General features: G+C 61.4%; 15 protein-coding genes and 1 pseudogene. 8 read left to right on the top strand and 8 right to left on the bottom strand.

The window, feature by feature from the left end; all coding sequences use genetic code 11:
- Positions 1–77 precede the first annotated feature (77 nt).
- Entirely contained in the window at positions 78–959 is an 882-nt protein-coding gene (locus tag HMPREF0762_RS06580) for a Fic family protein (protein WP_006362776.1), read from the top strand.
- 157 nt (positions 960–1,116) lie between these two features.
- On the opposite strand, the gene HMPREF0762_RS06575 is transcribed toward HMPREF0762_RS06580, so the two are convergent.
- Complete coding sequence (locus HMPREF0762_RS06575) at positions 1,117–1,815, bottom strand: B3/B4 domain-containing protein (RefSeq protein WP_040619372.1); 699 nt, start codon at positions 1,813–1,815, stop codon at positions 1,117–1,119.
- A 359-nt stretch (positions 1,816–2,174) separates the two neighbouring features.
- Here HMPREF0762_RS06575 and fic point away from each other — a divergent pair, with 359 nt between their 5' ends.
- From fic to HMPREF0762_RS06545, 6 genes are all read left to right on the top strand, one after another.
- Complete coding sequence (fic, locus tag HMPREF0762_RS06570; protein WP_009076085.1) at positions 2,175–2,792, top strand: protein adenylyltransferase Fic; 618 nt, start codon at positions 2,175–2,177, stop codon at positions 2,790–2,792.
- A 140-nt stretch (positions 2,793–2,932) separates the two neighbouring features.
- Positions 2,933–3,646, top strand: coding sequence for a lantibiotic protection ABC transporter ATP-binding protein (locus tag HMPREF0762_RS06565; protein ID WP_006362773.1), 714 nt, complete (start codon positions 2,933–2,935; stop codon positions 3,644–3,646).
- Complete coding sequence (locus HMPREF0762_RS06560; protein WP_006362772.1) at positions 3,643–4,548, top strand: ABC-2 family transporter permease; 906 nt, start codon at positions 3,643–3,645, stop codon at positions 4,546–4,548. Before HMPREF0762_RS06565 ends, HMPREF0762_RS06560 begins: the two co-directional genes overlap by 4 nt.
- Entirely contained in the window at positions 4,545–5,438 is an 894-nt protein-coding gene (locus HMPREF0762_RS06555; protein ID WP_006362771.1) for an ABC transporter permease, read from the top strand. Before HMPREF0762_RS06560 ends, HMPREF0762_RS06555 begins: the two co-directional genes overlap by 4 nt.
- Positions 5,439–5,539: 101 nt before the next feature.
- Positions 5,540–6,202, top strand: coding sequence for a response regulator transcription factor (locus tag HMPREF0762_RS06550; RefSeq protein WP_039993098.1), 663 nt, complete (start codon positions 5,540–5,542; stop codon positions 6,200–6,202).
- Positions 6,190–7,671 (top strand): HAMP domain-containing sensor histidine kinase, encoded by a 1,482-nt coding sequence (locus HMPREF0762_RS06545; protein WP_040619371.1) that lies wholly within the window; start codon positions 6,190–6,192, stop codon positions 7,669–7,671. The genes HMPREF0762_RS06550 and HMPREF0762_RS06545 overlap by 13 nt, the downstream gene beginning before the upstream one ends.
- A gap of 94 nt (positions 7,672–7,765) precedes the next feature.
- Here the strand turns inward: HMPREF0762_RS06545 and HMPREF0762_RS06540 are convergent, their stop codons facing one another.
- Complete coding sequence (locus HMPREF0762_RS06540) at positions 7,766–8,035, bottom strand: type II toxin-antitoxin system RelE family toxin (RefSeq protein WP_006362768.1); 270 nt, start codon at positions 8,033–8,035, stop codon at positions 7,766–7,768.
- On the bottom strand, positions 8,036–8,251 hold the full coding sequence (gene relB / locus HMPREF0762_RS06535) for a type II toxin-antitoxin system RelB family antitoxin (RefSeq protein ID WP_009076098.1): 216 nt from the start codon (positions 8,249–8,251) through the stop codon (positions 8,036–8,038).
- 68 nt (positions 8,252–8,319) lie between these two features.
- Between relB and HMPREF0762_RS06530 the strand changes: the two are divergent.
- Positions 8,320–8,493 (top strand): annotated as a pseudogene (locus HMPREF0762_RS06530) (FAD-binding protein); the annotation flags it as partial.
- 148 nt (positions 8,494–8,641) lie between these two features.
- Here HMPREF0762_RS06530 and HMPREF0762_RS06525 read toward each other — a convergent pair.
- From HMPREF0762_RS06525 to HMPREF0762_RS06505, 5 genes are all read right to left on the bottom strand, one after another.
- Entirely contained in the window at positions 8,642–9,022 is a 381-nt protein-coding gene (locus HMPREF0762_RS06525) for a hypothetical protein (RefSeq protein WP_006362764.1), read from the bottom strand.
- A complete protein-coding gene (locus HMPREF0762_RS06520) occupies positions 9,019–10,137 on the bottom strand; it encodes a hypothetical protein (protein ID WP_006362762.1) in 1,119 nt (372 codons plus the stop codon). Before HMPREF0762_RS06520 ends, HMPREF0762_RS06525 begins: the two co-directional genes overlap by 4 nt.
- A complete protein-coding gene (locus tag HMPREF0762_RS06515) occupies positions 10,134–10,352 on the bottom strand; it encodes a hypothetical protein (protein WP_115314254.1) in 219 nt (72 codons plus the stop codon). Before HMPREF0762_RS06515 ends, HMPREF0762_RS06520 begins: the two co-directional genes overlap by 4 nt.
- Positions 10,353–10,527: 175 nt before the next feature.
- Positions 10,528–11,040 carry a methionine--tRNA ligase gene (locus HMPREF0762_RS06510; RefSeq protein WP_006362759.1) on the bottom strand — a complete coding sequence of 171 codons (513 nt, stop codon included), beginning with the start codon at positions 11,038–11,040 and terminating at the stop codon, positions 10,528–10,530.
- A 231-nt stretch (positions 11,041–11,271) separates the two neighbouring features.
- On the bottom strand, positions 11,272–12,897 hold the full coding sequence (locus HMPREF0762_RS06505) for a P-loop NTPase family protein (RefSeq protein WP_050759696.1): 1,626 nt from the start codon (positions 12,895–12,897) through the stop codon (positions 11,272–11,274).
- Positions 12,898–12,955 lie beyond the last annotated feature (58 nt).

Raw genomic sequence — 12,955 nt, 5'->3', positions numbered from 1 at the left:
CCGCATCCGCATGCATGGCGGTGCGGCGACGCATGATGGCATGGTGTTTTCCAAAAGACAGAGGAGAACCATAGCGCATGTCTGCTGACAGTTTCGACGATTTCGAATACGAACGGGCGTCCGATCATACGTCGGAGGCTCAGCGTCGGCATTACTGGGCGGTTGCGATCGGCTTGCAGGATGTCGATGGGCTCGAGGTTTCGGATTATCTTCGCGCTCAGTCCTGTTCGTATGTTTCCGGCGAGAAGTCGCTGGGCGAGGTCGGCAAGCTCGTGCGCGCGCATCATGCGTCGGGCAAGGACGAGGGGGCGGCCGAGGCCGATCTTGTCAGCCAACGAATCGCCGAGCTCTTGTCGCGGGGCGCATTCTTCTTGGCGCCTGAAATGCTCGTCCGAATCCATGCATATCTTTTTCAAGACCTTGATCGGTCGAAGTACCATCCCGGCGAATTCAAGACCGAAAGAATGGTCAAACAGGAGGAAATCCTCAACGGCGACAGCGTGCTGTATGCCGACCCGATGGCCTACGAGATGTCTTTGCACGGCGCCTTCGCTCGGGAATCGGCACGGTCATATGGAGCGTTTTCAGACGACGAGGTCAAGGACTTCTGCCACACCATCGCGTTTCTCTGGCAGATCCATCCCTTTTACGAAGGCAATACCCGCACCGTCGCCGTGTTCTCGGAGCTCTACTTGAACAATCTGGGGTTCCAGGTAACCAACGATCCGTTTGCGAAGCATGCGCGCTACTATCGCGACGCGTTGGTGCGTGCGATGTACAGAAACGCGCCTGCGGGTGTTTTCCCTGACGAGCGCTTTCTTGTTTCATTTTATAAGAGGCTTATAGGGCGGGAGGCCGATGAGCTCGACCGCGAGAAGATGATCTGCACGCAGCTTTTCGAGAATCCTTCGTTGCTCAGGAACATCGATTCTGAAGAAGCGCTGCATTCGAAGACGTGAGACACGCCGGGTTCTTCAACAGCGCGACATCTTCGACGCTTATCCTGGAAACGAGCACCCGCCATGCGATGGTCGCAGAGCGGGTGCTGCATCCGTGGGATGCACAGGCGTCTTCCGAGCCGGAAAGGCACCGATGCGCGATATGCGGCTTGTCGGCTCAGCCCTGCACGTCCAATTCTTCTCCGGCGTGCACGACATATGTCTCGAACTTCACGTTCGGCATGCATGCTGCCAGGTCGTCCCGAATCCGCTCGAGCGCTTCCAGGCGGTATTCGGCGGATGTTTCGGCGTTGCCCTGGATGATGAAGATGGCGTTCTTCGTCGCATCGTCGAACTTGTAGTTCTCGCCGTCGCGAACGTCCAGCCATGCCATGATTCCTTTCGCGTCCCGATAGACGTAGTCCGTCTCGGCCACGTGCTTCTCGGCGGAAAGGATCGGAAGGAAGGAGTCTTCCTCTTTGTTGATGGTGAATTCTATCCGTTCGTCGACCTTGTCGAGGTCATGTCCGCCTATGGCTAGACGCGAGCGCAGCGATTCGACGTTGTAGATGTCGATGACGCTGTTGATGTGCGGAATGGAGCCGCGGTGTTGGATATTGCGGATGAGCGCGGGAACGGTGGGAGGGTTCTTCTTGACGCTTCGCTTCACGCGTTTCAGCAGGTCCGTGTAACCTCGGACGACCGGAAGGTCGAGCACGTCGTCCATGGTGCAGCCCAACGCCCAATCTTCCATGTCCTTCTGCTTTTTCAGGAACGAATCGGGCAGGGGAGCGTTCGGGTCCACGTCTCTCGCGATGCCGATCACGACGCTTTCGATGCCGAGTTTTGCGATGCTTTCGTCGACCAGCAGCTTCATGGCGACCTCCTTCATCGGTGTCTGCATTCAATGGTATCGAACGGTCGCGAATTTCGCCAGGGGCGCATGCCTCGCCGTAGTTCACGCAGGCATACGTCGCGTTCAGCTTCATCTCTGGATTTCCAGGCCGGAATCAACTCGGGATCCTTTCCCTCATGCGGTCTTGCATCCGCTGTTTTCTTGACGGCTTTCATTCTGCTCGCGATGGCGCAACGGGGAAAGCAGGCATAATACTGTGCCGCAGGTACCTTTCGATAACCTTCGTGCATCGTCTGGAATGTAGAACTATGCGATGATATATCCGAATTCGGTACCGGCAGGCAGGTGGTTGGATGACCCTCGAAAACAGATTGGGCATAATGGACGACGTGAAGCTTGCCCACGAAGAAGAGCGCCTCTCTAAAACGGCAGCGCTGCTGATGTATCGCGACGGCGCGCTCGATACGCTGGAATCCGGTACGGTTCATGCGCTGACGAGCATTCATAGGGCTTTGTTCTGCACGATCTATGACTTTGCGGGCAAGATTCGTACCGTGAATCTTGCCAAAGGCAGCTTCCGTTTCGCCTCTGCTCTTTATCTCGGTTCGGCGTTGAAAAGCATTGAGAAGATGCCGCAGGATGGTTTCGAGCGCATTCTCGAAAAATACGTTGAGATGAACGTGGCGCACCCCTTTCGCGAGGGGAATGGGAGGTCGGGTCGTATATGGCTCGACCATATGCTGCGGCGCAACCTGGGATTCACTGTTGATTGGAGCAAAATCGATCGCGAAGACTACCTGCTTGCCATGGAACGCAGCCCGGTGCGCGATGTGGAGATAAAGGCACTGGTGCGCGAGGCCCTATCCGATCGGCTCGACAGCTTCACGTTGCTCGCACGCGGCATCGATGCGTCGTACGCATACGAGGGCTATGCCGCCTATCGCGCAGAGGATCTGGTGAAGGGCATTCGTCCGAGCGCCGATCGCGGTGCAAAGTGAATTCGAACACGTCTGCTGCCGTCAGCTCTTCCTCTGCAATTGTCTGAAATAGCCCGCGGTCTTCCGACCTTTAGCGTTTCTTTAGAAACCCCGTCCAGACTGAGAAGCAAGACGTTGGACGGCGGAAGAGAGGAAGCTCCATGGCGGAATGCGTTTTGGAAACGCGTGGGCTCGTCAAGCGGTTCGGGCGGGGCGGCAACGCCCAGACGGCGGTGGACCATGTGTCCCTCCATGTAGAAGAGGGAAAGGTCTACGGCCTGCTCGGCCCGAACGGTGCGGGCAAGTCGACCACGCTCAAGATGATCACGGGGATGCTGCATCCGACGGAGGGGCAGATGCTGTTCGAGGGGCATCCGTGGACGCGAGACGACCTCTACCGCATCGGTTCGCTCGTCGAGCAGGCGCCTCTCTATCCGAATCTGACCGCACGAGAGAATCTGCGCGTGCGCACCACGCTGCTGGGGCTGTCGGAGGCACGCATAGATGAGGCGCTCGCGACGGTGGGTCTTGCGGATACGGGATCCAAGCGCGCCGGAAGGTTTTCGATGGGTATGAAGCAGCGTCTGGGCATTGCGCTGGCCTTGCTGGCCCATCCGCGTCTGCTGATTCTGGACGAGCCGACCAACGGGCTCGATCCCATCGGCATCGAAGATCTACGCGGTCTTATCCGAAGCTTTCCCGCACAGGGCATCACGGTGCTGCTGTCGAGCCATATCCTCGGCGAGGTGCAGCATACGGCCGATGTCGTCGGCATCATCGTCGGCGGCAGGCTCGCCTACGAGGATGCGCTGCATGAGGGCGAGGATCTGGAAGCGCTCTTCATGGACGTGTGCCGGAAGGAGGCCGGACGATGAAGGAGACGAAGCGCGCGGCCGAGGCGACGGCCATGTCAGGGGCGCAGCATGCGGCAGCGCTATCGTGCGGGATGACGCCGCGGCATGAACCGGCAATGCCATGTGCGACAGGGACCGACGAGAAACCCGTTCCCATGCGCGGATCCTTCGTTCGCGCTCTGCGCGCGGAAGCGTTGAAATCGAAGCATGCCGCACCGCTGCGCCTGGCTATCGTCTTGGCGCTGCCCTTTCCGCTGCTGGCGGTCCTCGGGGCTCTGCTCGCCCCGCAGGCGGGCCTTACGTATGCGCCGTGGAACTACTGGTATGCGCTGCTGATGCCGGTCGCGATCACGCTTGCCGCCGCATCGGTGGCGCGGGTCGATGCACGCTTAGGCAACCGCGCCTTGCTTTCGAGCGGCGTGCCGCTGCGTCAGGCGTGGGGCGCCAAGGTCGTCTGGTGTCTGATTCTCTCGGCGCTGTCGAACCTCGTCGTCTTCGCCGTGTATGCTGCAGCGTCGATCGCAGCGCCGCAGGGTGCGGCGAGCATGCCGGCGATGCTGGCCGCGGCGCTTGCGCTCATCGTCGCAAGTTCGTGGATGGTTCCGACGACGCTTTTCCTCACGATGCGCGCAGGGATGCTCGCAGGCGTCTTCGTGCCGTTGGCGGTGCAGATCGCCCTGGCTTTCAGCTGGTCGGTCGTGCCGTTCTGGCCCGCATGCCCGCCTTCGGCCACCGTCATGCTGCCGACGGCCTTCCTTCCGGTCCTGCCAAGCGGCGAGCCCGTCGGCGTCGGCATGGATATCGTCGAAACGGTATCCCAAGGAGATGCTATCGCGCTTGCGCTCGGCATCGCGTGTGCGCTCACGGCAGTGCTCGTCGTTGCCGGCGCATCATGGTTCGAGAAATCGGAGGAGCGGCGATGACGGGACGCGCGACGGATCATGCGGACGATATCCGTAACGCGAGCGGAAGCGAAGGCGAGGATGCGCGGGCATCTGGACCGAGCATGACGTTTCCGCGTTCCTTGCGCGCAGAGACGCTGCGCCTGCGTCGGTTGTCCCTTGTGCCTCTGCATCTGATATGCGCTTTGGCGGCGGGGGCGGCGTGCGGGGCGTACTTCGCCACAGCTCCCTGGGATGCATCGATGGGTGCCGACGCCTTCGTGCAGCTGCTGGGCGCCATGATGCCGCTTATGGCGGGCATCGTCTGCGGCCTGGACGTGGATGCCGAGCGGGAGGCGACCTGTTTTTCAGGCATGCTCGCCGTCCCGTCGAGGCGAAAGGCGATTGCCGCACGGCTCTGCACGCTCTGGCTTATGGGGGCGTTCGCCCTCGTGCTTGCCGCAGCCGCGTTCGCCGCGCCCCTCATCCTGGTTGGGCGACAGGCATTGGGGCCGGCCGCCTGGGTGGGTGCCGTCGTCGGCCTCGCATTCGGCAGCATCCCGCTCTATCTTGTCCTCTACGTCGCTGCGCTACGATGGGGCCGCAATGCGGCGATCGTTGCCGGCGCGGCAGGACTCATGCTCTCGTTCTTCTCGATGGGAGGGCTCGCGCACGGTCTTATGACCGGGGCGCTCACGGCCGCTGATGCGAATGCGTTGTCGTATCTGCCGACCAGCTGGCCCGCGCTTCTGGGATCATTGCCTATCGAGCTTTCGATCGCTGGCGGATCTGCAGGTTCGTTGGATGCTGCGGCTCATGTCGCCGGTGCGATCTGGCCGCTCGCAGGCTTATGCGCTGTCGCGACCGTTCTGCTTGCAGGCGGGCTGGCGGCATGGATTTCCCGTTTCGAGCCTGCTCGGCATGGAGAATGAAAAGATGGCTGCCCGGGATCTGATATATCATGGCGACGCCTATGGAAACGATAGGATGCCTTGGAAGGGGTCTGCAAGACGCATGCGAGGAGGCGAAAGGCATGGCGCGGATTCTCGTGGTCGATGACGATGCGGCGATCACCGACCTGCTGTCCCGCGTGCTTGCGCGCGACGGACATGCCGTCGATGCCGCGAACGACCCGGTTTCCGTGCTTGGCCTCGCTTTGTCACGGTACGATCTTATTCTCTGCGATGTGATGATGCCCGGTATGGACGGCTTCGAGCTGGTAGGCCGCATCCGGCATCTGGTAGACGCTCCGATCCTCTTCCTCACTGCGAAGGTGGCTGAGGAAGATGCTGTGTTCGGATTGGGCCTCGGTGCCGACGACTATATCCGCAAACCGTTCGGCATCGTCGAGCTTCGTGCGAAGGTCGGCGCGCATGTGCGTCGGGAAGAAAGGGTGCGCACCCATATGCTCGCCTTGGGCGACGTTCGCGTCGATCTCGATGCACGCGAGCTTTCCGCGCATGGTTCGCCTGTGCCGCTCACGCCTACCGAGTATGCCGTGTGCGAGCTCCTCGCCATGCATCGCGGCCAGGTGCTTTCGCGCGAGCAGATTCGCGAGCGCGCGTTCGGCTGGGCTTCGGACGCGGGCGACGATGCGATTTCCATGCACGTGAGCAACGCCCGCGCGAAGCTCCGTCGGGCGAACGTCGATCCTATAGAGACCGTGCGTGGGATGGGGTATAAGTGGCAGGCGTAGGGCATACGCGCCGACGCGTGAGGATCCCTCTGTTCCTGGTGGTGTCCCGCTACTTCCTCTACGTGCTCGTCGGCGCGCTTCTCGCCGTGGGCATTCCGACGGGCGCCTTCGCTTGGCAGATGGCTTCCGATGCCGTATCGGTCGCGAACTACGGCGACACCCACCTGGGCGAGGTGGAAGATATGCTCGCCGGCCAGGCTTCCTTCGACGCCGATGCCATTCCCTCGGCGTATCGCTACGCCCGCTTCGGCGCGGACGGCTCTCTTCTGGCAACCGACATGCCTGTCGGTCAGCTTGATACCGCGCATGCCGTCGCGGTTTCGCGCGAGGCGTTCGATGACTCGTATCCTTCCTACGATGCGGTCGGTCTTGCAGATGGCGGGTGCTGCGTGCTTTCCTACGATATCGTGCCTCAGTGGGTCTACAAGGGCATGCGCGACGCCTTGCCGAATCCTCAGGACCTGTTTCTCTGGACCGTGCTGGCCGCGCTGGTCCTTGCGATCATGCTCATCGCCCTGCGTGCCGGACGCGTGCTCACGCGCAAGATGGATCCCTTGACCCGATCGGCCCAAGCCGTCGGCAGGCAGGATTTGGATACGCCTGCAGGTAGCAGCGATGTGGCCGAGATCGACGATGTGCTGCGCGCGATGGAAGCGATGCGGATTTCGTTGAAAGACGCGCGCGAGGCGCAGCAGGCGACCGAACGGCAGGCTCGGGAGCAGGTCGCCGCGCTTGCTCACGACCTCAAGACGCCCCTTACGGTGGCGATCGGCAATGCGGAGCTGCTTGCCGAGGATGCGGCTTCGGGTATGCTCGGCGCTGATCAGGCTGCGTGCGCGCAGGCGATACGGGAGGCCGCGCATTCCATGGATGGCTTCGTGACCAGAATTGTGGAAGCATCTCGCGGACGGGCGGACGAATCGCATCTCGAATCCGTGAATCCCTGGGTTCTTGCCGATAGCGTGGAACGCGCGGCGAAGAGGGTCGTCGCAGCGCGCGGCTTCGCCTTCGAAACCGCGAGGACACGCGCGTTCCACGATGCATGCATCGCGATGCGCGAAGGGGAGGGGGCGCTGCCGCTCTGGGATGCGGATGCCCTTGAGCGCGCCGCGCTCAATCTGGTAGGCAATGCCTGCGACCATGCATGTGGCGGCCGCGTGGTCCTTGCGTTTTCGTACGACGTCGCATCGCAAACCGTCTACATCGCTATCGAGGACGACGGGGCCGGCCTTTCGTCTGAGGCTCTCGCGCACGGGACCGAGCGGTTCTTCCGCGGGGATGCATCGCGGGCAAATGTTGGCGGCGCGGGCGGTGGCGGCACGCATTTCGGGTTGGGACTTTCCATCGCCGCCGATATCGCCTCCGCGCATGGCGGCAGGCTGGAGCTTGCCAATCGTACGGACGATGCGGGCGATATCTTGGGGGCACGCGCGACGATCGCGCTCCCTCTTGCTGCGCCGCCTGCATAGCATCGGCTGCACATCGGCAAGAGCTTAGAGACGAGAGATAGAGAGACATACTTCCAGGTGAATCAAGAAAAAGGCTCAATGCGTAGAGCGATCGTCATCCTTCGTAGATTGTGCTGCGGTGTCCGACGGAGAACACCTCGATGACGAGCCGGTCGTCTTGGATGACGCATAGGATGCGATAGCTCCCGACGCGGTAGCGCCATTCGCCCGCGCGATTGGCCGTGAGGCCTTTTCCATGGACGCGTGGGTCTTCGCATCCTTCAAGGTTCTTGTCGATCCAGGAAACGATGAGTCGCGCATCGAAACGATCCATCTTCTTCAGCTGCTTTAAGGCGGCTGACGTGTATTCAACGCGATAGGCCATTTACAGTCCCAGTTCGGAAAGAATCCGATCGTGGGCGTAGCGCGTTCCATCATCCTCGGCTATCGCCGAGCGAAGAGCCTTCAGGTCTTCCTGGTCCTCGATTTTCTCGAAGACGGCATCGCGGATGAAATCGGAAATGGTTTTGCCTTCGAACATGGCGTACTTGCGAACGACGGCGGCGTCGGCGTCATCTATGCGCATGGTTAATGTGGACATGGCATCCTCTTTCATTTCGTTGAATACAATGTATTCTAGCATGTGCCATGAGCGGATTCAATCGCTTCAATCCGAACGCCGAGGTGCTCGATGGGAACGATGAGCCCATTCCCGGCCTGTTCGCCGCGGGCGAGGTTGCGGGTCGTAAGATGGAAACGAACCGCCTGGGCTCCACGTCTATGGCCGATATCTACACCTTCGGACGCGTCGCCGGCGACAATGCGGCCGACTACGTCGGGTAGGAATCGGTTTATGATATGAAATCCCCCGCATGCCGATTGCGGTTGCGCTTCGGTTCTTGACAACGGCTTTCGACGATGGTCGCGCCTCGGCGCCCTGGAATTCCTCCTCAGGGTTCGAGGCGCGGTCCCGTCTCTCGAGCCGACTATTCTAGAAGGATGAAAGCGCGCATGAAACGAGGGATATCGCGAACCCTATCGTGAACGAAGCTGCATTGCATGCGAGGGAAAGGATATAAGGCCTGTCCGAAAGCCCGGCATACCGATAGATGCCGCCTTCTGCCACAACGGCCGCCGTCTCAAGGACGATGAGTATCGTGGCGAATGCGAGTTCGGAATCGAGGGCGACGCCGGCGACGATCGTCGCAAGCACAAGAGGCGGATTCGTGACGGTCTGCGCTAATGCGACCACGGCGATATGCCACGCGCCGCGCACGTGGAATACGGCGAGAGCGACAACGAGCTCGACGACGATAGTCAGCGCAAGGCAGGTGAGGAACATCGCTGCGATCGCCCACGAGGATCCTGTCATGCCCGACCCTCTGCCTGGAGGGTCGCGGCCTGCGCGTCAGGCTCGTTCTGAATGCCGCGTGCGAGCCGAAGCGCAGGCAGGAGGCAGGCAAGCGAGGCGATCGCGAGGACGCTCAAGGCCATCGGCCCGTCGACATCGAATCCGATCAATGCCGGCAGCGCGCCGATCGCAAGTGAGAACGATGCGATTCCGAAGGCGATTCCCTTGGATGCGGGCATGAGGTTTGCAAGCGAAATAAGCGTGACGGGCATGGTGAAATTGAAGAGGAACGCCGCAAGCATGCCGATGGCGGGGAATGCCGCTGCGAAGGGAAAAAGGGCTGCCGAACCCGCAAGAGATGCAATCGAGGCGGCGGCAAGCCCGCGGCGATCGGCCAGCACGCCTCCTGCCGCCTTTCCGGCGACGATACCTGTGACCAGCCCGGCTGCGAGCGCGATGTCGGCCTTCCAGGGGAATGCCATTTCCATGCCCGCATAGCTGCGAAGCGCAACGGTGGCGGCGAGCAGCGCGCAGGCGCCGATGAAGCGAACGGACGGCCGAGGGAGCCCGAACGGCTCGTTGCGCACGTTCCATATGCGTCGATTCATGCGATCGACGGAGGCGATCGCGAAGATGCATCCGACGGGCAGCGCTGCCAGCACGGGCGTGAGGCTTGCGTGCGATACGGCCATGAGGCCTCCGAGGAAGACTCCTGCCGCCCCTGTCGAAACGAAGGCTCCGGGAAGCGTCGCCTTTCCTTGGGCGACATTCAGCACATCAAGGCCGCCTGCGCAGTGGAACAGCGCGTTTCCGACCGCGACGAGCGCCACCGCCGCCAAGGCCGCAGGTGCGTGCGGCGCGGCCGAGACGAACGTGCCTGCCGCCACCAACCCGCAGGCGACCATGGCGGCGCGTGCATTGCGATCCGCGAGATCGACCAGCGCGCCGAAGGGGAGCTGAAGGCAGAAGGCGAGCAGATCGTAGGCGACGATGGCCGCAACCACGCCTTCCGCTCCCTCGATGCCGAGCGTGCGCGATACGGCGCCGAGCATGGTTGCTATGCAGGCGAGGTCGATGACGAAGTGGGAAACTCCGTAGACCGCGGTCATCGGCACGCGTGCCGAATCGCCCGTCATTTTCGTTCGTTCAGAATGATCACGATCGCAACGAGCGCAACGATCGAGGCGATGATGACGGGCACTGCTACTCCCGCAATGAGCGCGATATCAAAGAATCCCGACGGCGTGGGATACGAGGGAATCGGCGCGATGTCGGCGAACGCATACGAAGGCATGGCGCACGCGCATGCGATCGCGGCAGCAAGGGCGAATCCGGTCTTCTTCGGGTCCATAATGCCTCCAATCTTCCTGGCGCGAGGATGCATCCGCGTCGCTCGGCGAAGCCGGTGTGCGACATGCACGCCATGGGGCTTTCGGCGGCTTCCGAGGCCAGTCGCGCAACGGACGGAACGTTCGTCCGCTGCGCGGGCTTCCTTCATGCGCGCGGGCACCGGCCCTTGGGTCGAGCTAGTAGAGCTTCGCGCCTGCGGGTATCGCATCGTCGACCATGAGCAGGTTCAGGCGTTCTTCGCCCTTCACCTCATGGATCGCCGAGAGCAGCATGCCGCACGAGTCGATGCCCATCATCGAGCGCGCAGGCAGGTTCACGATGGCGATGAGCGTCTTGCCGACGAGCTCTTCGGGCTCGTAGTACATGTGAATGCCCGAAAGAATCACGCGGTCGGTGCCGGTGCCGTCGTCGAGCACGAACTTGAGGAGCTTCTTGCTCTTGCGGACGGCTTCGCATTCCTTCACCTTGACGGCGCGGAAGTCGGACTTGCTGAAGGTTTCGAAGTCGACCTCTTCGCCGGCGAGGGGTTCCGTCTCGACGGCCTCTGCGTTGTTCGCGGCCCCTGCATTCGTGACGGTGCCGACCTTGGGTTCTGCCTCGGTATTCGTGGGCGCTTTGTCATGCATGACGCTGTCGGTTGCAGCGGTCGCGGTTTCGTTGATCGGGGAATCGATGGGCTCTTCGGACATGGCGACGTCTCCAATCGTTGAATGCGGACATGTGTCTTGCCCTGATTCTACCTGATGGAATCGGCGGGCGCATCTCGATGCCGCTGGTTTTGCAAGAGCGACGGTCGATGCGGGCATCGTATGCGATAGCTCCTGCGCATGGCGTTGCAGAACGGCTCAGCGATTCCGTAGCATCGCATGTTGGGCCTGCGTATTCGCGCACGATCATGAAATGCATGCCGCGCAGCTCGTCTAGGCGCTTCCTCCGAAGGCTATCACGAGCGAGATGACGAGGGGAATCAGCGCGAGCCCGGCGATGAGTCCCTTCATCTCGAAGGCGTCGTTCAAAATCTCCCTCCAATTCGCCTTCTCGCCATCGGCCTTGACACGTTTCGTCGTGCCGTCGGGCAGTATCCGGTAGAGGATAGGGCGATCGTAGACTTCCATATGGAAGAACTTCATGATGAATGCGGGTGTGGTGGGGATGGAGATGCAGAGCCACACGACGATGCCGCCCAGCCACATGCCCGACGTATCGAAGCCTGCGAATAGGAACCCAAGGAGCAGCGGGAACGTGTTCCAGAGCGCGATGAGCGCCACCCATTTCGCGATGCGTGCGGGCGGGTGGAAACGTATGCGCACGGGTTCTTCCAGGCCGCCGATGCGTTCGAAGAACACGGGATCGGGATCGGGGCGTGATTCGCCCGCTCCCCAGACAAGCGTTCCCCCTTGTCGTTCAATTACTGAATCTTTGCTGGTGAACAGCAGATTCCATTCGCCTTTGAGGCCGCGGTTCCGGCTATATGCGGTGAACGCTATGGCGGCTATGACGGCTGTGATGCCGGCCGCTATACTTGCCGTGTTCGCGGGATCCGAGGTGTCCGCAAGGAGAAAGGCGACCGCGAATGCGAGGATGCCGCAGATCGCGGTGGCGATTATCGGCGGGACGAACCAAGGCATGCTTCGACCTATGCGCTGCGAGAGCACCGCTACCTTCCCTGTTTGGCCGTTGATTGCGACATCGCATGCCTTGCTGTGCAGCACATAGGCCGGCAGCAGCGCCGGCATGATGAGCATACTGCTGATGTCGGCGTTCATGCTCACGGCCTTCGATTGCATGACCTTCTCTACCATGGGGCGGTACCCCTGCTCGACCTCTCGTTTGACGCGCCCTTCGAGCCGATCCTTCTGAAGATCTTGCAGTTTGACGCGCTGGCCGGCCACGTAGCCGAAGTCGAACGGGGCGCATTCCGTCCAGTCGAAAGGCTCCATGGCATCAAGCAGCTCGTTTTTCATCTGCTGCGATGTGTTGACGGCGATACCGTTGGCGAATCCGCGGCAGACGTAATCACGCGACGAATCGATCCTGCGCGCGGTACAGGATATACCGCCGCGCACAAGCTGGTAGGGGAGATAGTATCCGGCGAGCTTCCCGATGTTCTTCCTGATGCCGTCCGTTTCGGGTTTGCATCTTGCATTCTCTTCGCACCAGCGTTCGAGCCGTGCGCGTGCCTCGTCGAGTGTGATTTTGAAGCCGATGACGACCTCGGGGAAGCTGTCATCGTCGAAAAATTCGCTCCGTACGGGCTTGCCGCCGCAGAAACTGCAGGCGGCAAGGGCCTCGCCTTCGGGAACGACCACTTTGGCCGCGCAATTCGGGCAGGTGTAGGTCGCCTGCGCAAGATCTCGGGCATTTTCGCGGAACTGCACCTGACGAGCATCTCTCCATCCTTTGGCCTGCGCCTTCGCGCCTTTTACGCTCGTGGTGCCGCCGCAGTAGGGGCAGCGGTAGCTCTGGGTGACGATGTCGTAGTTCGCCGCGCCTCCGCATGACTCGCAATGCACGGTAAGCGGGTTTTCCTCGTAGGCAACAGCCATGGGGCACCTCGTTTCCTCGTAGGACGGCATGTGCTCGATCTGGTTCTGATTCCGCAAG

The organism is Slackia exigua ATCC 700122 (assembly GCF_000162875.1).
GTDB lineage: Bacteria > Actinomycetota > Coriobacteriia > Coriobacteriales > Eggerthellaceae > Slackia > Slackia exigua.
This window is presented reverse-complemented; position numbering and strand designations above follow the sequence as displayed.

Excerpts from the sequence above, each read along its gene's own strand:
- HMPREF0762_RS06580 (WP_006362776.1), top strand. The coding sequence starts at position 78 with ATGTCTGCTGACAGTTTCGACGATTTCGAATACGAACGGGCGTCCGAT.
- HMPREF0762_RS06575 (WP_040619372.1), bottom strand. The coding sequence starts at position 1,815 with ATGAAGCTGCTGGTCGACGAAAGCATCGCAAAACTCGGCATCGAAAGC.
- fic (WP_009076085.1), top strand. The coding sequence starts at position 2,175 with ATGGACGACGTGAAGCTTGCCCACGAAGAAGAGCGCCTCTCTAAAACG.
- HMPREF0762_RS06565 (WP_006362773.1), top strand. The coding sequence starts at position 2,933 with ATGGCGGAATGCGTTTTGGAAACGCGTGGGCTCGTCAAGCGGTTCGGG.
- HMPREF0762_RS06560 (WP_006362772.1), top strand. The coding sequence starts at position 3,643 with ATGAAGGAGACGAAGCGCGCGGCCGAGGCGACGGCCATGTCAGGGGCG.
- HMPREF0762_RS06555 (WP_006362771.1), top strand. The coding sequence starts at position 4,545 with ATGACGGGACGCGCGACGGATCATGCGGACGATATCCGTAACGCGAGC.
- HMPREF0762_RS06550 (WP_039993098.1), top strand. The coding sequence starts at position 5,540 with ATGGCGCGGATTCTCGTGGTCGATGACGATGCGGCGATCACCGACCTG.
- HMPREF0762_RS06540 (WP_006362768.1), bottom strand. The coding sequence starts at position 8,035 with ATGGCCTATCGCGTTGAATACACGTCAGCCGCCTTAAAGCAGCTGAAG.
- relB (WP_009076098.1), bottom strand. The coding sequence starts at position 8,251 with ATGTCCACATTAACCATGCGCATAGATGACGCCGACGCCGCCGTCGTT.
- HMPREF0762_RS06525 (WP_006362764.1), bottom strand. The coding sequence starts at position 9,022 with ATGACAGGATCCTCGTGGGCGATCGCAGCGATGTTCCTCACCTGCCTT.
- HMPREF0762_RS06520 (WP_006362762.1), bottom strand. The coding sequence starts at position 10,137 with ATGACGGGCGATTCGGCACGCGTGCCGATGACCGCGGTCTACGGAGTT.
- HMPREF0762_RS06515 (WP_115314254.1), bottom strand. The coding sequence starts at position 10,352 with ATGGACCCGAAGAAGACCGGATTCGCCCTTGCTGCCGCGATCGCATGC.
- HMPREF0762_RS06510 (WP_006362759.1), bottom strand. The coding sequence starts at position 11,040 with ATGTCCGAAGAGCCCATCGATTCCCCGATCAACGAAACCGCGACCGCT.
- HMPREF0762_RS06505 (WP_050759696.1), bottom strand. The coding sequence starts at position 12,897 with ATGGCTGTTGCCTACGAGGAAAACCCGCTTACCGTGCATTGCGAGTCA.